20 protein-coding genes are annotated in these 23,209 nt (G+C 70.9%); 4 read left to right on the top strand and 16 right to left on the bottom strand.

Features of this window, described 5'->3' with window-relative positions:
- Window positions 1-49 precede the first annotated feature (49 nt).
- The 11 genes from JOC24_RS21345 to JOC24_RS21295 all read right to left on the bottom strand — a co-directional run bounded on the left by JOC24_RS21345 (window position 50) and on the right by JOC24_RS21295 (window position 12,119).
- The gene (locus tag JOC24_RS21345; protein ID WP_205021948.1) at window positions 50-1,156 is read right to left on the bottom strand and encodes a M24 family metallopeptidase; all 1,107 of its coding nucleotides are present in this window, start codon (window positions 1,154-1,156) and stop codon (window positions 50-52) included.
- A 69-nt stretch (window positions 1,157-1,225) separates the two neighbouring features.
- The gene (locus tag JOC24_RS21340) at window positions 1,226-2,050 is read right to left on the bottom strand and encodes a Pro-rich N-terminal domain-containing protein (RefSeq protein ID WP_205021947.1); all 825 of its coding nucleotides are present in this window, start codon (window positions 2,048-2,050) and stop codon (window positions 1,226-1,228) included.
- A 107-nt stretch (window positions 2,051-2,157) separates the two neighbouring features.
- Entirely contained in the window at window positions 2,158-2,601 is a 444-nt protein-coding gene (gene aroQ, locus JOC24_RS21335; protein ID WP_205021946.1) for a type II 3-dehydroquinate dehydratase, read from the bottom strand.
- Complete coding sequence (gene aroB, locus JOC24_RS21330) at window positions 2,598-4,244, bottom strand: 3-dehydroquinate synthase (RefSeq protein ID WP_205021945.1); 1,647 nt, start codon at window positions 4,242-4,244, stop codon at window positions 2,598-2,600. Before aroB ends, aroQ begins: the two co-directional genes overlap by 4 nt.
- Window positions 4,241-5,425, bottom strand: coding sequence for a chorismate synthase (gene aroC, locus JOC24_RS21325; protein ID WP_205021944.1), 1,185 nt, complete (start codon window positions 5,423-5,425; stop codon window positions 4,241-4,243). The genes aroB and aroC overlap by 4 nt, the downstream gene beginning before the upstream one ends.
- Before the next feature lie 147 nt (window positions 5,426-5,572).
- A complete protein-coding gene (locus tag JOC24_RS21320) occupies window positions 5,573-6,415 on the bottom strand; it encodes a shikimate dehydrogenase (RefSeq protein WP_205021943.1) in 843 nt (280 codons plus the stop codon).
- Window positions 6,402-8,117: an endolytic transglycosylase MltG gene (mltG, locus tag JOC24_RS21315; protein ID WP_205021942.1), complete on the bottom strand. Its 1,716-nt coding sequence runs from the start codon at window positions 8,115-8,117 to the stop codon at window positions 6,402-6,404. Before mltG ends, JOC24_RS21320 begins: the two co-directional genes overlap by 14 nt.
- Window positions 8,118-8,217: 100 nt before the next feature.
- Window positions 8,218-8,691: a Holliday junction resolvase RuvX gene (gene ruvX, locus JOC24_RS21310; protein WP_205021941.1), complete on the bottom strand. Its 474-nt coding sequence runs from the start codon at window positions 8,689-8,691 to the stop codon at window positions 8,218-8,220.
- Window positions 8,692-8,699: 8 nt separating this feature from the next.
- Window positions 8,700-11,369 carry an alanine--tRNA ligase gene (alaS, locus tag JOC24_RS21305; RefSeq protein WP_205021940.1) on the bottom strand — a complete coding sequence of 890 codons (2,670 nt, stop codon included), beginning with the start codon at window positions 11,367-11,369 and terminating at the stop codon, window positions 8,700-8,702.
- Window positions 11,369-11,665, bottom strand: a complete 297-nt coding sequence (locus tag JOC24_RS21300) for a DUF6167 family protein (RefSeq protein WP_205021939.1) — start codon at window positions 11,663-11,665, stop codon at window positions 11,369-11,371. The genes alaS and JOC24_RS21300 overlap by 1 nt, the downstream gene beginning before the upstream one ends.
- A gap of 7 nt (window positions 11,666-11,672) precedes the next feature.
- Window positions 11,673-12,119 (bottom strand): DUF948 domain-containing protein, encoded by a 447-nt coding sequence (locus JOC24_RS21295; protein ID WP_205022053.1) that lies wholly within the window; start codon window positions 12,117-12,119, stop codon window positions 11,673-11,675.
- Window positions 12,120-12,359: 240 nt separating this feature from the next.
- Here JOC24_RS21295 and JOC24_RS21290 point away from each other — a divergent pair, with 240 nt between their 5' ends.
- Window positions 12,360-14,570: an ATP-binding protein gene (locus JOC24_RS21290; protein ID WP_205021938.1), complete on the top strand. Its 2,211-nt coding sequence runs from the start codon at window positions 12,360-12,362 to the stop codon at window positions 14,568-14,570.
- Between the two features lie 14 nt (window positions 14,571-14,584).
- Here the strand turns inward: JOC24_RS21290 and rpsD are convergent, their stop codons facing one another.
- Complete coding sequence (gene rpsD / locus JOC24_RS21285; RefSeq protein WP_031097728.1) at window positions 14,585-15,199, bottom strand: 30S ribosomal protein S4; 615 nt, start codon at window positions 15,197-15,199, stop codon at window positions 14,585-14,587.
- A gap of 188 nt (window positions 15,200-15,387) precedes the next feature.
- On the opposite strand from rpsD, the gene JOC24_RS21280 reads away from it, so the two are divergent.
- Window positions 15,388-16,089, top strand: a complete 702-nt coding sequence (locus JOC24_RS21280; RefSeq protein ID WP_205021937.1) for a DUF2470 domain-containing protein — start codon at window positions 15,388-15,390, stop codon at window positions 16,087-16,089.
- 7 nt (window positions 16,090-16,096) lie between these two features.
- Here JOC24_RS21280 and JOC24_RS21275 read toward each other — a convergent pair whose 3' ends face one another.
- From JOC24_RS21275 to JOC24_RS21260, 4 genes are all read right to left on the bottom strand, one after another.
- Window positions 16,097-17,470, bottom strand: a complete 1,374-nt coding sequence (locus tag JOC24_RS21275) for a replication-associated recombination protein A (RefSeq protein ID WP_205021936.1) — start codon at window positions 17,468-17,470, stop codon at window positions 16,097-16,099.
- Between the two features lie 44 nt (window positions 17,471-17,514).
- On the bottom strand, window positions 17,515-18,150 hold the full coding sequence (locus JOC24_RS21270) for a vitamin K epoxide reductase family protein (RefSeq protein ID WP_205021935.1): 636 nt from the start codon (window positions 18,148-18,150) through the stop codon (window positions 17,515-17,517).
- Between the two features lie 516 nt (window positions 18,151-18,666).
- Window positions 18,667-19,929 (bottom strand): histidine--tRNA ligase, encoded by a 1,263-nt coding sequence (hisS, locus tag JOC24_RS21265; RefSeq protein ID WP_205021934.1) that lies wholly within the window; start codon window positions 19,927-19,929, stop codon window positions 18,667-18,669.
- Between the two features lie 15 nt (window positions 19,930-19,944).
- Entirely contained in the window at window positions 19,945-20,631 is a 687-nt protein-coding gene (locus JOC24_RS21260; protein ID WP_205021933.1) for an MBL fold metallo-hydrolase, read from the bottom strand.
- Between the two features lie 147 nt (window positions 20,632-20,778).
- Here JOC24_RS21260 and JOC24_RS21255 point away from each other — a divergent pair, with 147 nt between their 5' ends.
- Window positions 20,779-21,555: a peptidylprolyl isomerase gene (locus JOC24_RS21255; protein ID WP_205021932.1), complete on the top strand. Its 777-nt coding sequence runs from the start codon at window positions 20,779-20,781 to the stop codon at window positions 21,553-21,555.
- A 189-nt stretch (window positions 21,556-21,744) separates the two neighbouring features.
- Window positions 21,745-22,974: a DUF349 domain-containing protein gene (locus JOC24_RS21250; protein ID WP_205021931.1), complete on the top strand. Its 1,230-nt coding sequence runs from the start codon at window positions 21,745-21,747 to the stop codon at window positions 22,972-22,974.
- Window positions 22,975-23,209 lie beyond the last annotated feature (235 nt).

Genomic DNA, 23,209 nt, shown 5'->3' with positions numbered 1-23,209 from the left:
GCTGGTGGACGACCGAGGATGCGCGCCGGAGTCCCCGCGAGGAGTTCCCCTAGAGCGCGAGCAGCTCCTTGGTCGTAATGGTGAGTAGCTCGGGTCCGCCGTCCGCCTCGGGGCGCACGACGAGCGTGTCATCGATCCGGACACCGCCCCGGCCCGGGAGGTGGACCCCCGGTTCGACGGTGACCGGCACGCAAGCGTCCAGTTTACCCATGGCTGTCGGTGCCAACTGCGGGTGCTCGTCGATTTCGAGTCCGACCCCGTGCCCGGTGCTGGGCTGGAGGCCCTCCGAATGCCCCGCCGAGTCCAGGAGATGGCGGGCCGCGCGGTCCACTTCGCGGTAGGCGGCGCCGGGGAGGAGAGCCTCCCGTCCGGCCCGCTGAGCGGCGAAAACGAGGTCGTAGAGCTCGATCTGCCAGTCCGCGGGGCTCGTCCCGATGACGAACGTCCGGCCGATCTCGCAGCGGTACCCGCGGTAGTTCGCCCCCAGGCAGACGGAAAGGAAATCACCTTCCTCGACCCTGCGGTCGGTGGGCCTGTGGCGGCCCCGGCCCGAATTGGGGCCCGTTCCCACGGATGTGGCGAAGGCCGGACCGTCCGCACCGTGGTCCACCAGCCGGCGCTCCAGCTCCAGGGCCAGATGGCGTTCGGTGCGGCCCACGAGGATGGATTCGAGGAGTTCGCCGAGCGCCTGGTCGGTGATCTCGGCGGCGATCCGCAGACAGGCGATCTCCTCCTCGTCCTTCACCAGGCGGAGCTGCTCCACGGTGCTGCCGAGGTCACGCAGGCGCACGCGCGGGGCCACGGAGCTCATGGCCCGGTGGCGGGAGACGGTCAGATCGTGCTCCTCGACCGCCAGGGATTCGGCGCGCAGCCCGCCGGCGAGTCCGGCCGCGGCCACGACCGGGTCGCCGTCGGCGTCGGGAAGGACGGTCAGCCGAAGCTGGTCGTCGGGGCGCCCGTGGGCGGGGTCCCCGGTCGGTGCGCGGGGGCAGAGCAGGACGTCCTCACCGGGGCCGAGCAGCAGCACGGCACCCGGCGGGGCACCGCCCGCGAGATAGCGGACGTTGGCGGGGCGGGAGACCAGGGCGGCCGCGGATCCGGCGGCGGCGTACCGGTCACGCAGCAGCCCGCGTCGGACGGCGTACACCTCTGACATGCCCCGAGCCTACGAGCGCGGGCCGGGCCCCGCCCGGTCAGCGCACCCGGCCGGGAACCGTACGGGGCGCTACCAGGCCGGGGGGCTGGCTATGGAGCGGGCCAGGACGTCGTCCAGGACGCGCGCGGTCGTCTCCACGTCGTAGGTGGAGTTGTCGATGATCGGCAGGCCGGAGCCGTACCAGCCGGCCATCCGGCCGTGGATCCGGGCGACCTCCTCGTCGGAGAGCCTGCGGTTCCCGCTGCGTGCGGCGTTGCGCTCCAGGACGACCTCCAGACCGGGCAGGAGGACCACGGGCAGCAGCCCCGGTCCCACATGCCGCTTCCAGCCCCCGAGGCCGACGACGGGGCGGTCGGGGAAGACCGCGTCGTCGAGGATGCAGGAGATGCCGTTGGCCAGGAAGTTACGGGCGGCGAAGCCGCAGGTGCGCCGGGCGAGGCGGTACTGGGCTTCGGAGTGGTCGTTCCATCCGGCCTGCGGGTCGGCGAAGCCGGAGCAGACCCACTCGCGCACGTCGTCCAGGGACACATGCGCGGTGGGAACCCTGCGGCGGCCGGCCCAGAGCTTGGCCACCGTGGTCTTGCCCGCTCCGGCGGGGCCGATCAGCAGCACGGCCAGGGTCGCCGCGCCGGTGCCCGGTTCGGCGTGCGGCGCGGGCAGCGGGACCGGACCGCCGGGCGGGAGCTGGATGTGCCCGGTCGTCTCCCGGGAGGGCGGGACGGGCGCCTGCTGGGGCGCGGGGGGCTGGGGCTGCGGCGTCCGGGACCCGGGCGACGTGGGCACGGGAGGCGGCCCCGCCTGGCCGGGGTGGCCTGAGTGCTGGGCCTGGTGCGTCCACGGTCCGTCTCCTGGACCCTGGGGCGGCGGCAGCGGGGCCCCCACTGCGTGCTGCATCCGGTGGCACTCCGTCTCGTACAGGCAACTGACGCTGGTCGACGGCAACCGTACCTTCCCCGGCCGCCATGCGGTGAACGGGCGGGGAAGGTCCGAAGTGCCCGGTGTCAGTCCGTCAGTTCGTCGGCCAGAGCACGCAGGGCGAGCCGGTAGGAGCCGATCCCGAAGCCCGCCACCGTGCCGGTGGCCACCGGGGCGACCACCGAGGTGTGACGGAACTCCTCCCGTGCGTACGGGTTCGAGATGTGCACCTCGATCAGCGGGGCGGTTCGCTGGGCTGCCGCGTCCCGCATTCCGTACGAATAGTGCGTGAAGGCACCCGGGTTGAGAACGACCGGCACCGAACCGTCCGCAGCCTCGTGGAGCCAGCGGATCAGCTCGCCCTCGTCGTTGGTCTCGCGGACCTCGACGTCGAAACCGAGTTCCTTGCCGAGGGCCTGACAGGCGTCGACGAGGCCGGCGTAGGACGTGGCCCCGTACACATCGGGCTCGCGGGACCCGAGCCGTCCGAGGTTGGGTCCGTTGAGCACGAGGACCCTGCGGGCCGTCACGCGGAGACCTCCCCGAAGGCGGCGAGCAGGACGGCCGGGTCGGGGCCCTCCAGCACGGTGGGCCTGCCGATGCCGTCCAGGACGATGAAGCGCAGCAGGTCGCCGCGGGACTTCTTGTCGACCTTCATGTTCTCCAGGAGCTTGGGCCACTGGTCGCCGCGGTAGGTGAGCGGCAGCCCCACGGACTCCAGGACGGCGCGGTGCCGGTCGGCGGTGGCGTCGTCGAGGCGGCCTGCGAGGCGGCCCAGCTCGGCGGCGAAGACCATACCGACCGAGACGGCGGCGCCGTGGCGCCACTTGTAGCGCTCGTTCTTCTCGATGGCGTGCGCCAGGGTGTGCCCGTAGTTGAGGATCTCCCTCAGGCCGGACTCCTTGAGGTCGCTGCCCACGACCTCGGCCTTGACCCGGATGGAGCGCTCGATCAGCTCCGCGGTGTGCGGTCCGGCGGGCGTGCGAGCGCCCTGGGGGTCGGCCTCTACGAGGTCGAGGATGACCGGGTCGGCGATGAAGCCGGCCTTGATGATCTCGGCCATGCCGGAGACGTAGTCGTGGACCGGCAGCGAGTCGAGCGCGGCGAGGTCGCAGAGCACACCGGTCGGCGGGTGGAAGGCCCCGACGAGGTTCTTGCCCTCCGCGGTGTTGATGCCGGTCTTGCCTCCGACCGCCGCGTCGACCATGGCGAGCACGGTCGTCGGTACGGCGATCCAGCGCACCCCGCGCAGCCAGGACGCGGCGACGAATCCCGCGACGTCGGTCGTGGCGCCACCGCCGACACCGACGATGACGTCGGTGCGGGTGAACCCCGTCTGACCGAGCGCCTTCCAGCAGTAGGCGGCGACCTCGACGGTCTTGGCCTCCTCGGCGTTCGGCAGCTGGATCGCGATGGCCTCGTACCCCTGGGCGGCGAGGTCCTCACGGACGGCCTCACCGGTCTCGGCGAGGGCCTCGGGGTGCAGGACGGCGACCCGCTTGGCGCCGTCACCGATGAGGTTCGGCAGCTCACCGAGGAGCTGGCGGCCGACGAGCACCTCGTACGGGGCGGTGCCCGCCGTGCCGGGGATCTGGATGCGCGTGGTGCCCTGCTCGGTCATGCGTGTGTTCTCCCGGCCGGGCGACGCGGCCTCGACCGCGCGCTCCGGCAGTTCCGTTGCGTCGAGGATCGCCCGGGCGACCTCTTCGGGGGTGCGTGCGTCGGTGGCGACCGTGACGGTGGCCACCTCTTCGTAGAGCGAGCGCCGGGCGTCCATGAGCTCGCGCCACTGCCGTCGCGGGTTGACCGCCAGGAGGGGGCGGGCCGTGTTGAGACCGACCCTCCGGACCGCCTCGTCCACGTCCATGGAGAGGTAGACGACCGGCCGGCCGGCGAGCAGGGCGCGGGTGTCCGCGTCGAGCACGGCGCCGCCACCGAGGGCGAGGACGCCCGTGTGCCCGGCGATCGCGTCCCGCACCGCCTGCCGTTCGAGGGCGCGGAAGCGTTCCTCGCCCTCGTCGAAGAAGATCTCGGGGATCGCCTTGCCCGCCGCGGCCACGACGTCGGTGTCGGTGTCCCGGTAGGAGCTGCCCAGACGCTCGGCGAGCAGCTCACCCACCGTGGACTTGCCCACCCCCATCGGGCCGACCAGGACGATCAGGGGGCCGCTCACCGGATCTGGAGGTGGGAGAGGTACGACTGAACGTTGCGGTGGGTCTCGGCGACGCTGTCGCCGCCGAACTTCTCCGCGACCGCGTCGGCCAGCACCAGGGCGACCATCGCCTCGGCGACGATCCCGGCGGCCGGGACGGCGCACACGTCGGAACGCTGGTGGTGGGCCTTGGCCGCCTCACCGGTGACGACGTCGACCGTGGCGAGCGCGCGGGGCACCGTGGCGATCGGCTTCATCGCGGCCCGGACGCGCAGCAGCTCACCGGTGGTCAGTCCGCCCTCGGTGCCTCCGGCGCGGCCGGAGGTGCGGCGGATCCCGTCCTCGGTGGCCACGATCTCGTCGTGGGCCTTGGAGCCGGGCACCCGGGCGAGGTCGAAGCCGTCCCCGACCTCGACGCCCTTGATGGCCTGGATGCCCATCAGTGCGGCGGCGAGCCGGGCGTCGAGCCTGCGGTCCCAGTGCACGTGCGAACCGAGTCCGACCGGCACCCCGTACGCCAGCACCTCGACGACCCCGCCGAGGGTGTCGCCGTCCTTGTGGGCCTGGTCGATCTCCGCGACCATCGCCTTCGACGCGTCGGTGTCCAGGCAGCGCACGGGGTCGGCGTCGAGCCTCTCCACGTCGGAGGGCTTCGGGTGGACACCGTAGGGCGCCTTGGCCGAGGCGAGCTCGACGACGTGGGAGACGATCTCGATGCCCGCGGTCTCCTTGAGGTAGGAGCGGGCGACGGCACCGAGGGCCACCCGGGCCGCGGTCTCCCGGGCGCTGGCGCGCTCCAGGACGGGCCTGGCCTCGTCGAAGCCGTACTTCTGCATCCCGGCAAGGTCGGCGTGTCCCGGCCGGGGGCGGGTCAGCGGGGCGTTACGGGCCTGCGCGTCCAGCACCTCGGGGTCGACCGGGTCGGCCGACATGACCTGCTCCCACTTGGGCCATTCGGTGTTGCCGACCATGACCGCCACGGGCGAGCCCATGGTCAGGCCGTGCCGGACGCCGCCGAGGAAGGTGACCTCGTCCCTCTCGAACTTCATCCGGGCGCCGCGCCCGTAACCGAGCCGTCGCCTGGCGAGCGCGTCCGCCACCATCTCCGTGGTGACGGGGATACCGGCGGGAAGACCCTCCAGCGTCGCCACCAGTGCGGGGCCGTGCGACTCTCCGGCGGTCAGCCAGCGCAACCTGCTCAACGGTGCTCCTCATGCTCGCGCCTGTAACTCGACGGCGCGACCGGGTGCGCGGCCCTGGCCCGCCACCCCCGATCCTCCCACGATCAGGAGGACGGACCTGCCGCCGGTCCAGCAGACGGACGGTTCACGGTCCGTGTCCGACCGGGCCTAGTGACGTTCCCGCGCCGCGAGAGCCAGCTCGCCCGCCGCCCGCATGACGGCGAGCGGGCCAGGGCTGCGTCCGGTCATCTGCTCGGCCTGGAGGACCGCCTGGTGGACGAGTAGATCGAGCCCACCGACGACTATTCCGTCCCTCGCCGCCCAGCGTGCCGCAAGCACGGTCGGCCAGGGCTCGTACAGCACGTCGAACAGGGTGCCGGGTGCCGCGGGGACGGCGTCGGCGAGGGCGTCCGTGGTGCCGGCCGGCGTGGTGGCGATCACCAGGGGGGCGTGCAGAGCCTCGTCGGCCGTGGACCAGTCCGCGATCCTGACGTCGACGCCGAGGCGCTCGCCCCACCCCCACATCTCGTCCGCCCGTGCCTCGCTGCGCACGTAGGCGGTGACCGGGCCGGTGCAGATCTCGGCGAGGGCCGCCAGCGCCGAGGACGCGGTCGCACCGGCGCCCAGGACGGCGGCGGACTCGACCTTCTCGACTCCGCGTTCGGACAGGGCTGCGATCATGCCGGGGATGTCCGTGTTGTCGCCCAGCAGTCGGCCGTCCTCGGTGCGGACGACCGTGTTGACCGTCTCGACCGCCGCCGCCGTGTCGCTGATCCCGTCCAGCAGCGGGATGACCGCCCGCTTGAGCGGCATCGTCAGGGAAAGCCCGGCCCAGGAGGAGTCCAGGCCCTCGATGAAGTCGGGCAGGGCTGCCTCGTCCACGTCGAACCGGTCGTAGGACCAGTCGTCCAGGCCGAGCTCCGCGTACGCGGCTCGGTGCAGGACCGGGGAGAGGGAGTGCGCGATGGGGGAACCGAGGACGGCCGCCCGGTGAGCCTCAGTCGAGGGCATCGAACTTTTCCTTGAGCCTCAGGAACTCGTCGTAGTCCTTGGCGAACTCGGTCTTGTGCTGTCCGTCGGTCGCCACGAAGTAGAGCCAGCCGTCCGTGGTCGGGTTCAGCGCCGCCGCGAGCGCTTCGGCGCCCGGGTTGCTGATGGGTCCGGGCGTCAGGCCCCGCTGCGTATAGGTGTTGTACGGGTCCTTGTTCTTGTGGATCTCGGCCACACCGATATTGATCTTGCTCTGCTTCTTGAGGTAATTGAACGACGAGTCGAATTGGAGCAACTGATTCGTCTGGGTATTGGTGGGCTTGAGCCGGTTGTATACGACTTCGCTCATCTTCCGGAAGTCGTCATGTGTCTTTCCTTCGGCCTGGACGAGACTCGCGACGGTGAGGACCTGCCAAGGGCCGTCCAGGTCGTACGTCTTGGCGGCCTTCTCCAGGTCGAGCTTCCCGTACTCGGAGTTGGCCCGCGAGACCATGCTCTTCAGGACCGTCTCCGGCTTCGCGCCCTTCGACACCGGGTAGGCGGCCGGATAGAGGAATCCTTCCATCGGATCCTTGACGAGGGGGTCCTCGACCGCCCATTCGGGCAGGCCGAGACTGCCCGACTTGGTCTTGGCGACCTCGGCGGTCGTGCCGGCCTCGAGGCCCAGTTTTTCGTCGATCTTCTCGTAGACCAGGATGTTGCGCATTCCCTCGGGAATGACCAACGAGTTCTGGCTCTTCGGGTCGAGCATCATTTCGAGGGCACTGTCGCCGGACATCTCCTTCTTCAGGAGATAGACACCGGCCTGAATGGACTTGCCCTTGGGGTTTGCGTTCTGGGCGGAAAGGAAGGCGCCGGACGACTTGACGACGCCGGCCTTCTTCAGAATGCTCGCGATCTCGTTCCCGAAGGCACCTTCGGGGATCTCCACCTCGACCGTGCCCGTGCCGTCACCGGCGAAGTCTGGGGCTTCGCCGAACTGGCTCTGGTAGTACGAGTAGCCGAGGTAGCCCACCCCGCCGAGGCCGCCGACGAGGACCGCCGCGACGCCCAGGCACGCGCAGCCGTTGCGGCTCTTCTTCTTGCCCTTGCCGCGGCGCTCGCCGCCACCGGCACCGCGGCGGGACTCACGCGGGTCGTCGTCGTGCTCGTCGTCCTCGTGGGACCGGGGGGAGTCTCGGCCGTCGGCCGGCTCGTCCGCACCCGTGAAGAAGGGATGCGTCTCCTCCTGCGGCGCGTCCGGCTCCCAGTCCGGGCCCTGCTGCCGCTCGGATTCCTCGCGACGCCCCGGGGGCTGCGGCGGAGGGTACGCCTCGGGGGTGCCGTAGTAGTCGGACTGTTCGCCGTAGCCGCCGGGGTCGCTGCCGTACGGGGGCTGCTGGGCCGCGTACGGCAGCGCCGCCTGCTGGCCGGTGTCCCAGCCGCCGTCGTACTGGGGCTGCTGGGGCTGCTGGGGCTGCTGGCCGTACGGGGCCTGCTGGGAGCCGTACGGCTGCTGGTACTGCTGCTGTGCGTACGGGTCGTGCTGCTGCGGCTGCTGTTGCGCGTAAGGGTCCTGCTGGTAGCCCTGCTGGGCGTAGGGGTCCTGCGCGTAGGGCTGCTGCTGGCCGTCGTACTGGCCCTGGCCGTGGGTGGCCTGGTGGCCTTCCCATCCCTGGTCCCCGTACAAGGGGTCCTCGGGATGCCACGGTTCGGAGCCGGAGCCCCGGCCATACTCAGTCATCGATCCCCTTGAGCCGCGAGACGACGCTCCGTCTCTTCGCTTTGCTGTGCGGTGTCTGTTCGAACACCGGCGCATCGCGCGGAACGTTACCGTATCGCGATCAGACAACCACTTCGACGCCCTCGCCCGGAGCAGCGCCGGACGCCCGTTCGGACTCCAGAGCGTTCTGGAGGATCACCACAGCGGCAGCCTGGTCGATGACAGAACGGCCCTTCTTGGACTTCACGCCCGAAGCACGCAGTCCTTGAGTGGCCGTCACTGTGGTCATCCTCTCGTCCACGAGACGCACCGGGACCGGTGCGATCGCGCGGGCGAACACCTGGGCGAAGGCGCGGACCTTCGCGGCCGCAGGTCCCTCACCGCCGCCCAGGGATCGGGGCAGCCCGACGATGACCTCGATCGGCTCGTACTCCTCGACGATGCGGCCGAGCCGCCGGTGGGCGGCCGGGACGTCACGTCCCGGCACGGTCTCCACCGGCGTGGCGAGGATCCCGTCGGGGTCGCACGAGGCGACCCCGATCCGGGCGTCGCCGACGTCGACGGCGAGTCGGCGTCCCCGACGCATCTGCGGCATGTCCGGCGTCACGCCGTCTCGGTGACGAGGCGCTCGACGGCGGCGACGGCGTCGCCGATGGCGTCCGGGTTCTGGCCGCCGCCCTGGGCGACGTCCGGCTTGCCGCCGCCCCCGCCGCCGAGGGTCTTGGCGGCGGTGCGGACCAGGTCACCGGCCTTGAGACCGCGCTCGCGTGCGGCCTCGTTGGTGGCGATGACGGTGAGCGGGCGCCCGTTGGCCGTGGTGAACAGGGCCACGACGGCCGGCCGGCCGCCCTGGATGCGTCCGCGCACGTCGAGGACCAGCTTGCGCAGGTCGTCGGCCGAGGTGCCGTCCGGCACCTGCCCGGTGACCAGGGCGACGCCCCGTACGTCCTTGGCCGAGTCGACCAGTCCGGCGGCGGCCGCCAGGACCTTCTCCGCGCGGAACTTCTCGATCTCCTTCTCGGCGTCCTTCAGCTTGCCGAGCATGCCGGAGATCTTCTCGGGGAGCTCCTCCGGACGGCCCTTGAGCAGTTCCTGGAGCTGGGCGACGACCGTGTGTTCCTTGGCGAGGAAGTTGTACGCGTCCACACCGACGAGCGCCTCGACGCGGCGGACACCGGAGCCGATCGACGACTCACCGAGCAGCTTCACCAGGCCGAGTTGGGAGGTGTTGCGGACGTGCGTGCCGCCACACAGCTCCTTGGAGAAGTCGCCGATGGTGACGACGCGGACCCGCTCGCCGTACTTCTCGCCGAACTCGGCGATGGCGCCCTGCTTCTTGGCGTCGTCGATGGACATGACCTCGGCCTGGACGTCGAGCTCCCGGGCGAGGACCTCGTTGATCTTCTGTTCGACGTCGGTCAGGACCGTGCCGGGTACGGCGGCGGGCGAGCCGAAGTCGAAGCGGAAGCGTCCGGGCGAGTTCTCCGAGCCGGCCTGGGCGGCCGTCGGGCCGAGCGCGTCGCGCAGCGCCTGGTGTGTGAGGTGCGTGGCGCTGTGGGCGCGGGCGATGGCGCGGCGGCGGGTGTTGTCGATGGCGGCGTAGGCGGAAGCGCCGAGCGTCACCTCGCCCACCTGGACCGAGCCCTTGTGTACCGAGACACCGGGGACCGGCTGCTGTACGTCGCGGACCTGGATGACGGCGCCGCTGTCGAGCCGGATCCGGCCCTGGTCGGCGAGCTGGCCGCCGCCCTCGGCGTAGAACGGGGTGCGGTCGAGGACGACCTCGACCTCGTCGCCCTCGGAGGCGGCGGGCGAGGAGACCCCGTCGACGAGCAGCCCGACGATCTTCGACTCGCCCTCGTTGCTGGTGTACCCGATGAACTCGGTGACGCCGGAGTTGTCGGCGACCTCGCGGTAGGCGGACAGGTCCGCGTGACCGGTCTTCTTGGCCTTGGCGTCGGCCTTGGCCCGGTCCCGCTGTTCCTTCATCAGTCGGCGGAAGCCGTCCTCGTCGACCGCGAGGCCCTGTTCGGCGGCCATCTCCAGCGTGAGGTCGATCGGGAAGCCCCACGTGTCGTGGAGCAGGAACGCCTTGTCGCCGGCCAGGACCTTGCCACCGGCGGCCTTGGTCTCGGTGACGGCGGTGTCGAGGATGTTCGTGCCGCCCTTGAGGGCCTTGAGGAAGGCGGCCTCCTCGGCGAGGGCGACGGTCTCGATGCGCTTGCGGTCGGTGACCAGCTCCGGGTACTGCTGCCCCATCGTGTCGACGACGACGTCGACGAGCTCGCGGACGACCGGCCCGGTGGCACCCATCAGGCGCATGTTGCGGATGGCGCGGCGCATGATGCGGCGCAGGACGTAGCCACGGCCCTCGTTGCCCGGGGTGACACCGTCGCCGATGAGCATCACCGACGTACGGATGTGGTCGGCGACGACCCGGAGGGAGACGTCGGAGCCCTGCTCGGCGCCGTAGCGCACGCCGGTGAGCTCGGTGGCCTTGTCCATGACGACGCGCAGGGTGTCGGTCTCGTACATGTTCTGTACGCCCTGCAGGATCATGGCGAGGCGCTCGAGGCCGAGTCCCGTGTCGATGTTCTGCGACGGCAGGTCGCCGAGGATCGGGAAGTCCTCCTTGCCGTCGCCGGCGCCGCGCTCGTACTGCATGAAGACCAGGTTCCAGATCTCCACGTACCGCTCGTCGTTCACGGCGGGGCCGCCCTCGACACCGAACTCGGGGCCGCGGTCGTAGTTGATCTCGGAGCAGGGTCCGCAGGGGCCGGGGACGCCCATGGACCAGAAGTTGTCCTTCTTGCCCAGGCGCTGGATGCGCTCGGCGGGGACGCCGATCTTCTCGCGCCAGATCTGCTCGGCCTCGTCGTCGTCCAGGTAGACGGTGATCCACAGACGCTCGGGGTCGAGGCCGAAGCCGCCGTCCGCCACGGAGTTCGTGAGGGCCTCCCAGGCGAACTGGATGGCGCCTTCCTTGAAGTAGTCCCCGAAGGAGAAGTTGCCGCACATCTGGAAGAACGTGCCGTGCCGGGTGGTCTTGCCGACCTCTTCGATGTCCGGCGTGCGGACGCACTTCTGCACACTGGTGACGCGCGGGGCGGGCGGCTTGACCTCGCCGAGGAAGTACGGCTTGAAGGGGACCATGCCCGCGGGGACCAGCAGCAGAGTCGGGTCGTCCGCGATGAGCGACGCCGAAGGCACGACGGTGTGACCGCGCTCCTCGAAGAAGCTCAGCCAGCGGCGGCGAATTTCAGCCGACTCCATCAGTGGTCCTCATTCCGGTTGTTCGAGTTGTGGGGAAGTGTGCGGTGAGCGATGAGCTCGGGGTCGGCCGGTGCCTCGATACCGAGCGCCCCGCCCAGCTCCGCCTCGCGCCTGACCATGCCCTCGCGCACGTCCAGGGCGAAGCCCTTCAGCTTGTGACCCGCCTCGAGTGCCTTGTCGGCGGCCTGCGCCGCGAGGCTCTCGGGAGTCAGCTGCTTGATCTTGCGGTTGACCTTGGTGGTGGCCCAGACACCGGCGGCTGCGCCGGCGGTGAACCAGAACGTACGGCGGAACATCGCTGCGTCAGTCCTTCTGTCCGCGGGGGCTTCGGCCGTTCCGCCTCTTACGGGCGGACGGCACGGTACGGCCGACAACGACGGTGCGGCGGGCGGGCCTGGGGGCCGGCTCCGGTTCGGGAGCGGTCCGGCGGCCCAGCGCCTGCCGCACTCCGTAGCCGAACGCGGCGACCTTCACGAGCGGGCCGCCGAACGTCGACGCGACGGTGGTGGAGAGCGCTGAGGCGTTGGACGTGACTTCCTGGACGTCGCTCGCGATGGCATCGACCTTGTCGAGCTGGGTCTGCGCGGAGCGCAGCGTGGCCGAGGCGTCGGCGAGCAGCGGGACAGCCTGCTCCGTCACGTCCGCCACCAGTGCGGTGGTCGCCTTGAGCGTCTGGGCCAGCCTCACCAGTACCACGGCGAGGAAGGAAACCAGGATCGCCCAGAAGACAGCCACCAGGATGCCGGCCACCTCTCCACCGGACACAGTGCACCGCTCTCTGCTCGTCGCCCGCATCGGCCGGAACCTCTCCCGGCCGGTGTCTGCCTGTCACCGCTCGGCCGGCGCGTTCCCGCCACCACTGCCGATCGTCGTCCCCCGAGCCTATCGCGCCGGGCATGACGCGCCGTACCGGATTACGGCCCGGCGGAACGGGCTCCGGACGCGAGGAGATTGTACGGAGAGCTTATGTGCCAGTACTCTGCGTGTTTCATGCGACGCCCTCAGCGCTCCTGCCCCACGCCCGACGACGCGGAGCCCGCCCCCGTGCGCGGGAATCTCCCGGCGGAGCTGAACGCCTTCGTGGGACGCGAAGACGAACTGGCGGCACTGGATACGCTCCTGGGTGAGTCGAGGCTCGTCACCGTCGCCGGGGTCGCCGGGGTCGGCAAGACCCGCTTCGTCACCCGGTTCGCGGCCCTCATGGAGAAACGGTACTGCGACGGTGTGTGGTTCGCTGAGCTGTCGGACGTGCACGACCCCGGGCTCCTGGAGCACGCGTTGGCCGACGCGCTGGGGCTCACCGACCACACCAGCAGGCCGCCCCGGGCCGTACTGGTCGAGCACTGCGCGGAGCGCCGGCTCCTGCTCGTGATCGACGGCTTCGAGCATCTCGCCGGTCCGTGCGCCGGACTCGTACGGGAACTGCTGCGCCGGGCGCCGCGTCTCCATGTGCTCGCGGCCGGCCGGTGTCCGCTGCGGGTCGACGGTGAACTCGCCTTCCCGCTGATGCCGATGAGCGAGGACGACGGCCTGGAGCTCTTCACCCGGCGCGCCACCGCGGTGCGCCCGGGGTTCCGGCTGACGGACGACGACCGGGAGACGGCACGGGAGCTCTGCCGCCGGCTCGACGGCATCCCGCTCGCACTGGAGCTCGCCGCGGGACGGTTGCGGGCCCTGACGACGGAGCAGGTGCTGCAGCGCCTCGACGACCGTTTCCGCCTGCTGACCGGCGGCAGCCCGAGCGCGCTCCCCCGCCACCAGACCCTGCGTACGGCTGTCGGCTGGAGCCACGAGCTGTGCGCTCCCGAGCAGCGGCTGTTGTGGGCACGGCTCTCGGTGTTCGCCGGACAGTTCGATCTGGAGGCCGTCGAGTACATCTGCAGCGGCCCCGGCCTCCCGGCCGGGGCCGTCCTGGACGTGCTGGACGAACTGCTGGCGCAGTCCGTGGTGTTGCGCGAGGACTCGGCCTCCGGCAGCCGCTACCGGCTGCTGGACACCCTGCGGGAGTACGGCGCCGAGTGGCTGCGGGCGACCGGGGACGCCGAGCGGCTGAGCCGCCGGCACCGGGACTGGTACCTGGGGCTCGCGACGTGGTGCGAGCTCGACTGGTTCAGTCCGCGGCAGGCGGAGGCCGCGGCCCGGATCGACAGTGAACTGCCCAATCTCCGCCGCGCGATGGAGTGCTCGCTGGAGAATCCGGAGGAGGTCCATCTCGCGCAGTATCTGGCGGGCACGCTCTGGTTCTACTGGGCGGGCTGCGGACGCCTCTCGGAGGGCCGCCACTGGCTGGACCACGTCCTGGAGGAGGAGTCCCCCTACGACCACTCGCGGCTCAAGGCCCTGTGGGTGCTCGGCTACGTCGCGGTGCTGCAGGGGGATCCGGCCGGCGCGATGTCGGCCCTGCAGGAGTGCAGGGAGGAGGGTGAGCGCTCGGGGGACGCCACAGCCGTGGCCTACGCCGTGCACCGCACGGGCTGTCTCTCGATCGTCACGGACGACCCGGCCCGCGCCGAGGAACTGCTCCGCGAGGCGCTCGGCCGCTACCGGGAGATCGGCGAGCTGAACAGCAACGTGCTGATGGCCCAGGTCGAACTGGGCATGGCCGTGGCGTTCCGGGGGGATCTCGACGCAGCCTCGGCGATCTGCGAGGAGGTCCTGGAGATCTGCGAGGACCACGGTGAGCGGTGGGCGCTGGCCTACGCGCAGTACGTCCTGGGCTACGCGGCACTGCGGTCCGGGCTGACCCGGCGGGCGCGCCGGATGCTCGTGGAGTCGCTGTCCGTCGCGCATGCCTTCCACGATCTGCTCGGCACGGCCCTCTCCCTCGAGCTGCTGGCGCTCCTCGCGGTGACCGAGGGCGACGCGACGGAGGCGGCGGTGCTGCAGGGAGCGGCGGACCGGATCTGGCCCTCGGTGGGCCTGCCCCTGTTCGGCTCCGTCCACTACGGCAGGCCCCGGGCCGAGTGCGAGGAGCGGGCCAGGGCGGCACTCGGCGACGCCCGCTACGAAGCGGAGCGGCGGGCGAGCCGTCGGCTGGACCCGAGGGCCGCGGTGGCACGGGCGCTCCGTGCCGCTGAGGACGGCGCGGCGGCGGGGCGGGGAACCGGGGACGGGACGTCCGGCGGGCCGGCGGCCGCCGGGGGAACGCGAAGGCCCGCCGCCTCCCGTACGACGGGGAGCGGCGGGCCCGAGCTCGGTTGAGAGCTACGCCGGGATCAGCGGGCGTAGTACTCGACGACGAGCTGCTCGTCGCAGATGACCGGGATTTCCTTGCGGTTCGGGTCACGGTCCAGGCGGAAGGCCAGGGCCTTCAGGTTCACCTGGAGGTAGCGCGGGGTCTCGCCGTCCGTGTCGTAGCCACCCTCACGGGCAACCTGGAAGGGGACCTTGGTGCGGCTGCGCTCGCGGACCTGCACGACGTCGTCGGGGCGCACGCGGAAGGAAGGCTTGTCGACCTTGCCACCGTTGACCTCGATGTGGCCGTGGACGACCATCTGACGGGCCTGGTAGATGGTGCGGGCGATGCCCGAACGCAGGACCAGGGCGTCGAGGCGGCGCTCGAGCTCGACGACCAGCGCCTCGCCCGTCTTGCCCTCGGCCTTACGGGCACGGTCGTAGGCACGCGCCATCTGGCGCTCGCTGATGTCGTACTGCGCACGCAGACGCTGCTTCTCGAGCAGACGGACCTTGTAGTCCGAGTTCTGCTTGCGGCCACGGCCGTGCTCGCCCGGCGGGTAGGGGCGGGCTTCGAAGTACTTGACAGCCTTCGGCGTCAGGGCGATGCCGAGGGCACGCGACTTCTTGACCTTGGGACGCGACTGGTTAGGCACGTTCTCCAGACCTCCGTTGTAGGTTAGGTTAGGCTTACCTTACTCAAGGAGATCGCATGTCTCGCCCTGGGAACACCACACACGTCACGGACAGCACAGACAGCGACGGCGCGCATGAAGGCGCCGTAACGACGGAAGGCCGATCTGATCGTGGTCAGCCGCGTCCCAGCGGGCTTGAAAACACTCGGATGCCGTCAGCAGCCGAGCGCACACGAACTCTCGTACAGAGTACCTGCTCCGCGGCGCTGCTCGTACCCGGGCTGTCGGTGCCCCACCCGGACCAGCTGATGCCCGACAGCAGGAGCATGGGTCCCGAGGGGGACGTCTTCCTCGGCCTCCCCGCCGATTCCCCGGTCGTACGGGCCGCGACGCACGCCCGGGGCGACGAGCTGACCGCTGTGCTGGAGATCACCGATGTCGCTCCGGTCTCCGTCCCGCACCGGATCCGCGGCCGCGCCCGGATCGCCGGCCCGCTCACCGTCGTGCCGGGGCTCGCGGAGCCCGGCCGGACCATGCTCAGGCTGGAGACCTGCGAGGCGTCGGTCGACGATCTGTGGGGATTCGAGGAGGTGGAGCCGGAGGCCTTGTGCGACGCGGTCGCCGATCCGCTGGTCGCCCATGAGGCCGAGTTGCTCCAGCATCTGCACGCCGCCCACAGCGAGCGGATGGCCACACTGTCCGCACTGCTCGGTGACCGGGGTGAGTGCGGCTGTGCCGGGCACCGGCTCGACGCGGTACCCGTCGCCCTCGACCGCTTCGGCCTGCGGGTCAGGTTCCTCGAGGACGGCAGCGCCTGCTTCGACGCCCGGTTCGAGTTCCCCGATCCCGTACGCGATGTCGGCGAGCTGCGCCGCGCGATGCACACCCTCTTCGAAGCCGCGTCCTGCTGAGCCGCGGTCACGAGGACGCGGGGCCACCCTGCTCACTGCGGCCGAGCCGTTCGCGGACCCGGTCCGCCACGTCGGCGTAGCGCGCCTCCGCGCCGTACCGCGTGGGCTCGTAGTAACGCCTGCCGCGGACGGCGTCCGGTGCGTACTCCTGGGCGGCGATCCCGCCGGGCACGTCGTGCGGGTAGACGTAGCCCTGGGCGTGGCCCAGCTTGGCGGCGCCCTTGTAGTGACCGTCCCGCAGATGGGCCGGCACCGGGCCCGCGAGGCCCCGGCGCACGTCCTCCTGCGCCGCGGAGATCGCCAGCGTCGCCGCGTTCGACTTGGGGGCGAGCGCCAGCGCGATCGTGGCGTGGCTGAGGGTGAGCGCCGCCTCCGGGAAGCCGATCATGGCGACCGCCTGGGCCGCCGCCACAGCCGTGGGCAGCGCCGTCGGATCGGCGAGCCCGATGTCCTCACTGGCGGAGATCATCAGCCGCCGGGCGATGAAGCGCGGGTCCTCCCCCGCCTCGATCATCCGGGCCAGGTAGTGCAGGGCGGCGTCCACGTCGGAGCCGCGGATCGACTTGATCAGCGCGCTCGCGACGTCGTAGTGCTGGTCGCCGTCGCGGTCGTACTTCACGGCGGCACGGTCGACGGTCTCCTCGAGCGTCGTGAGCGTGATCTCCGCCTCATGAGTGGTGAGGGCTGCTCCGGCCGCCGCCTCCAGGGCGGTCAGCGCACGCCGCGCGTCACCACCGGCGATGCGCAGCAGGTGCGCCTCGGCGTCCTCGGGCAGGGTCACAGCCCCGCCCAGTCCCCGCTCGTCGGTCAGCGCCCGGCGCAGGAGCGCGCGCAGGTCGTCGTCGGTGAGCGGCTCCAGGGTGAGCAGCAGGGAGCGCGACAGCAGCGGGGAGATGATCGAGAAGTACGGGTTCTCGGTCGTGGCCGCGATCAGGGTGACCCAGCGGTTCTCCACAGCGGGGAGCAGCGAGTCCTGCTGTGCCTTGGAGAAGCGGTGGATCTCGTCGAGGAAGAGGACGGTCTCCTTGCCGAAACCACCGGTGGCCCGGCGCGCGCCCTCGATGACGGCCCGGACCTCCTTGACGCCCGCGGTGATGGCGGAGAGCTCGACGAAGCGCTTGTTGGTGGCCTTGCTGACCACGTACGCCAGGGTCGTCTTCCCCGTGCCGGGCGGGCCCCAGAGGATCACCGACGAGGGCCCCGCGGGGCCTCCCCCGCCCTCGCCGACGAGGCGGCGCAGTGGCGAGCCCGGCTTGAGCAGATGCTGCTGGCCGACCACCTCGTCCAGCGTACGAGGGCGCATCCGCACAGCGAGGGGGCTGCTGGACGGGTCCTTCTCCTGGCGGGCTTCGGCTGCTGCGGTAAAGAGGTCGGGCTCCACACGGGAAAGCCTATGTCACCCCACCGACAGGGCCGCCCGGCGCGTCAGCTGGTCCAGAAGTCCCACCAGCGGGTCAGGATCAGCATGCCGATGATCCCGATCCAGAGCACCGGCGGCACCCAGTGGAACTCGGTGAGGGCGTTCCGCAGCCAGGCGGGCGCGGGCAGGATGCCGTGCTTGATGTTGTGCGTGGTGACGTAGCAGAACATGAAGATGGTGGCGACCCACGCCAGGCAGCACCACAGGCAGAGCGAGTTGATGCTGTACAGCGACTGGTACTGCAGCCAGGTGCAGAAACCGACGCCGAACAGCGTCCCCGCGTTGAGGCCCAGCCAGTACCAGGCGCGGAAACGGGCACCGGCGAGGAGTGCCATCCCGATGCCGACGACCACCGAGTAGGTGGCGATGCCGAGCATCGGGTTGGGGAAGCCGAAGGCGGCCGCCTGCTCGCTCTTCATGATGTTGCCGCACGCGACCACCGGGTTCAGGCTGCAGCCCGGGACGAAGCCCGGATCCTCCAGCAGCTTGAACTTGTCGATGGTGATCACCCAGGCGGCGAGCAGCCCGGCCGCTCCCGTGATCACCAGCAGCAGCGCGAGGGCGCGACTTCCGCCGAAGGTCCTCGCGCCGTTGTCCTCGTCCTGCCGGGAGGAGGGGTGGTCTACCGCTGCCATCGTCATATCGCCGTTCCATCACTGAGTAGTCAGCCGGGCAAGGTCATTGTGCCGCACCACCGACACGGCCATCCGTTCGATGGACATAAAGGTGTTCCGGGCCTGAGCACGGAGGACGGAGGTCCGGGGGCCCCTTCCGTGCGACGGGAACGGCGGCCGTGGTGCCGGGACTTCGTGAGCGGTACAGCGGGCCCGACCACCGGTGCGTGGCTCGACCTGCGGATCCGTGTCTGAGAGGTGGTCGGTGCCCCGGCGTCGAAGGGGGCTGTGAGGGGCGTGGACGTGTGGATCCCGCGGCGGCGCCGTCGCCGCCCCGGGGTGGGGCGGCCACCACCGACCACCGGCGGCGTTCCAGGATCGGGACCTCCGTCAGGATGAATCGGCTTTCGTCGAGTTGACGGTGCGGGCCACGCCGGGCACTTCGCGCCGCCGTCTCCCGGAGGAGAAGGGGGCCGGCGCCGGGACGCACCTGTGCCCGCCCGGAGTACCGGACGGGCACAGGTGGTGGACGACTGCCTCGGCTCAGGCCGACCTGGCCTTGATCACGGCCACCAGGTCGCCGAGCGCCACGGGCTCCTGGTCACCCGACTCCATGTCCTTGAGCTGGACGTTGCCCTCGGCGAGGTCGCGCTCACCGGCCACGACGGTGTAGCGGGCGCCCGAGCGGTTCGCGCTCTTCATCGCGCCCTTGAGCCCACGGCCGCCGAACGCGAAGTCCGTGGCGACGCCGGCCTTGCGCAGCTCCGTGACCAGGCCGAACAGCACCCGTCGCGCCTCCTCGCCGAGCGGCACCGCGTAGACGCTGGTGGTGGCCGGGATGTCGAGCTCGATTCCCTCGGCCTCCAGCGCCAGCACCGTGCGGTCCACGCCGAGCGCCCAGCCGACGGACGGCAGCGCGGGGCCGCCGATCATCTCGGACAGCCCGTCGTACCGGCCGCCGCCGCCCACCGCGGACTGGGACCCCAGGCCGTCGTGGACGAACTCGAAGGTGGTGCGCGTGTAGTAGTCGAGCCCGCGGACCAGCTTCTCGTCGTCCTCGTAGACCACACCGGCCGCCGTCAGCAGGTCACGGACCTCCTCGTGGTACGCCTTGCAGGCGTCGCAGAGGAAGTCGCGCAGCATCGGGGCGCCGGTCAGCTGGTTCTGGACGTCGGGCCGCTTGTCGTCGAGAACCCGCAGCGGGTTGATCTCGATGCGGCGGCGGGTCTCCTCGTCGAGCTCCAGGTCCCGCAGGAACGTCTGGAGCGCCTCCCGGTAGACGGGACGGCACTCCTTGTCGCCCAGCGAGTTCAGCAGGATGCGGAACTGCGTGAGGCCGAGCGACCGGTACGCCTGGTCGGCGAGGATGATCAGTTCGGCGTCGAGCGCGGGGTCCTCGGTACCGATGGCCTCGGCACCCACCTGGGAGAAGTGGCGGTAACGGCCCTTCTGCGGGCGCTCGTAGCGGTAGTACGAGCCGGAGTACCAGAGCTTGACGGGGAGGTTGCCCGCCTTGTGCAGGTTGGCCTCCAGCGCCGCGCGCAGCACGGAGGCGGTGCCCTCGGGGCGCAGCGCGAGCTTGTCGCCGCCCTTGGTCTCGAAGGCGTACATCTCCTTGGACACGATGTCGGTGGACTCACCGACGCCCCGGGCGAAGAGGGCGACGTCCTCGAAGCCGGGGGTCTCGATGTATCCGTAGCCGGAGTTCTTCAGCGGCTCGGCGAGCGCCGCACGCACCGCGAGGTACGTCGCGGAGTCCGGCGGGATCAGGTCGTACGTGCCCTTGGGGGCCTGGAAGGTGCTCACAGCTTTTTTCTCTCGTCACATTCCTCGGCGGGGCGCGTCCAGTCCGTGCAGATACGGGTTGGAGGCGCGCTCGCGGCCGATGGTCGTCTGGGGGCCGTGGCCGGACAGCACCACGGTCGAGTCGTCGAGCGGCAGGCACACGCGGGCCAGCGACTCGAGCAGCTCGGCGTGGTCGCCGCCGGGCAGGTCGGTGCGTCCGACGGAGCCGGCGAAGAGCAGGTCGCCCGAGAAGAGGACCTGCGGCACGTCCGCGGCCTCGGGCATCCTGAACGTCACCGACCCCTTGGTATGGCCGGGTGCGTGCGCGACGCCGAACTCCATGCCGGCCAGCTTCAGCGCGGCGCCGTCGGTCAGCTCCCGGACGTCGTCCGGCTCGCCCACGGTGAGCTCGCCCATCAGCGGCATCCCGATGGAACGGCCGAGCGCCTTCTCCGGGTCGCTCATCATGAAGCGGTCGTCGGGGTGGATCCAGGCGGGGACGTCATGGGCGCCGCACACGGGGACGACCGAGGCGACGTGGTCGATGTGACCATGGGTGAGGACGACGGCGACGGGCTTGAGCCGATGCTTCTTGAGCGTTTCCTCGACGCCCTGGGCGGCCTGGTGGCCCGGGTCGATGATCACGCACTCCTCACCGGCGGCGGGGGCGACCAGGTAGCAATTGGTCCCCCAGGCCCCGGCGGGGAACCCGGCAATGAGCACGATCGTCCTTAGTGTTCGTCCGACGAGGAGGGCCGCGGAGGGAAATGCGGCAGATCAGAGACTACCGGCGCTCCTCATTCCACAGCCAACCCATATACCGTACGGGCATTCCAGGCCCGATCACACGACGTACAAGGAGACCATCCGGTGGTCAGCAGCGATCAGCGGCGGCGGCAGCTCGCCCGGGAGAAGTTCGAGCGGCAGCAGCAGCGCCGGGAGGAAGCGCGCCGGAGGACCAGGCGCCTCGCGGTGATCATCGCCTCGTCGGTGGCCGTGGTGGCGGTCATCGGTGCGGGCGCCTACGTCTCGCTCGGCGACGACGACCCGAAGACCGACGCGGCCGCGGACGCGAGCCCCTCTCCCTCGGCGAGCGAGAGCAGTGTTCCCGAGCCCGCGATGAAGATCGACAAGAAGTCGAAGTACGCGATGTCGCTCAGGACGAGCCAGGGCGACATCGGCATCGCGATGGACGCCGCGAAGACCCCGCACACCACGAACTCGTTCAAGGCCCTCGCGGACAAGGGCTACTTCGACAGCACGAAGTGCCACCGCCTGACCACACAGGGCATCTTCGTCCTGCAGTGCGGCGACCCGAAGGGCGACGGCTCGGGCGGCCCCGGTTACACGATCCCGGACGAGAATCTGACATCGCTGGGCAAGCCGAACGACAAGGGGTCGGTGACGTATCCGGCGGGCACCGTCGCGATGGCGAACACCGGTCAGCCGGGTACGGGCGGAAGCCAGTTCTTCCTGGTCTACAAGGACACCGAACTGCCGCCCAGCTACACGCCGTTCGGCACCATGGACGATGCGGGCCTGAAGGCTGTCAAGAAGATCGCCGAGGCGGGCGTCGCCGAGGGCGCTGGAGACGGTGCGCCGAAGAAGACCGTCACGGTCGAGAAGGCGACGGTCGACAAGGCCTGACCCCCCGGCCCACGGGCCTGGACCCGGCCGCCCGGCCGGACCGGAGAATTTCAGCCGCGCTGAGTGCGGACAGCCGGGTGGCCGGTCGCCTAGATTGGCGTTGTGCAGGGCGGGCGCGGCCCGCCCCAGGAAACTGTGGACGATGCACGGGGGGCGAACCCCCTCGATGCATCAGGTGGAGGAGGCGCTGTGAGCAGCGACCCGTGGGGCCGTGTCGACGAGACGGGCACCGTGTACGTGCGTACGGCCGAGGGCGAGCAGGTCGTCGGATCGTGGCAGGCCGGTTCCCCCGAGGAGGCCCTGGCTTATTTCGAGCGCAAGTACGACGGCCTGAAGGTCGAGATCGGCCTTCTCGAGCGGCGGGTGAAGACCACCGACCTGTCGGCGAAGGACGCCACGGCGGCGATCGAGCACCTGCGCCAGCAGGTCGACGAGCATCACGCCGTCGGTGACCTGGCCGCGCTCGGCAAGCGGCTGGACACGCTCGTCGCGACGGTCGACTCGCGCCGCGAGGAGCGCAAGGTCCAGAAGGCGAAGCAGACCGACGAGGCCCGTCAGGCCAAGGAGGCGCTCGTCGTCGAGGCCGAGGAGCTGGCGCAGAGCGAGCAGTGGCGGTCGGCGGGTGAGCGTCTGAGGGCGCTCGTCGACACGTGGAAGGAGCTGCCCCGTCTGGACCGCAAGTCCGACGACGAGCTGTGGCACCGCTTCTCGCATGCCCGTTCCGCCTTCTCCAAGCGCCGCAAGGCCCACTTCGCCGCGCTGGACGCCCAGCGCGAGGACGCCCGCAAGGTCAAGGAGCGGCTGGTCGCCGAGGCCGAGTCGCTCTCCGGCTCGACCGACTGGGGCGCGACAGCCGCGCGTTACCGCGACCTGATGACGGAGTGGAAGGCGGCGGGACGCGCCCAGCGCGAGGCGGAGGACGACCTGTGGAACCGCTTCCGCGGCGCACAGGACGTGTTCTTCGCGGCCCGCAGCGGTGTCTTCGCCGAGCGGGACGCGGAGCAGGGCGAGAACCTCAAGCTCAAGGAGGAGCTCGCCGCCGAGGCCGAGAAGCTGCTCCCGGTGACGGACCTGAAGGCGGCCAGAGCCGCGTTCCGCTCCGTCAACGAGCGCTGGGAGGCCATCGGCCACGTCCCGCGTGACGCCCGTCCGAAGGTGGAGGGCCGGGTCCAGGCGGTGGAGCGTGCGCTCCAGGAGGCCGAGGAGTCCGAGTGGCGCCGGACGAACCCGGAGGCGCGGGCCCGCGCCGAGGGTCTGACCGGCCAGCTCCAGGCGGCGGTCGACAAGCTGCGCAAGCAGATCGACACGGCGCGCGCCTCGGGCAACAACGCGAGGGCCGACAAGCTCTCCCGCGAGCTCGAGGGCCGTCAGGCGCTGCTGGACCAGGCGTTGAAGGGTCTGGAGGAGTTCGGCGGCTGACGGTTCCCGCCGGCCGCGTCAGGAGGGGCTTTCGTACGCGTCGCGTACGCGAGCCCCTCCCGTGTGTGGACGGTCGGTGTCCGCCCGCGTATGCCGTGCCCCGGGTCCGACGCGTGCGCACGGCAGCGAAGCGGCGCCATGACTGCCGGGATCGCGCAGTGAACCCGGGCCTGCCGGAGCGCGAGGATCTTCGGACCGGCAGGAAGCCGTGCGACTGCCGGTTCCCTGGAACCCG

The sequence above is a fragment of the Streptomyces sp. HB132 genome (assembly GCF_016909575.1).
Classification (GTDB): domain Bacteria; phylum Actinomycetota; class Actinomycetes; order Streptomycetales; family Streptomycetaceae; genus Streptomyces.
Note: the sequence above shows the minus strand (reverse complement) of the source record. Positions and strands in the feature narration are given on the sequence as shown.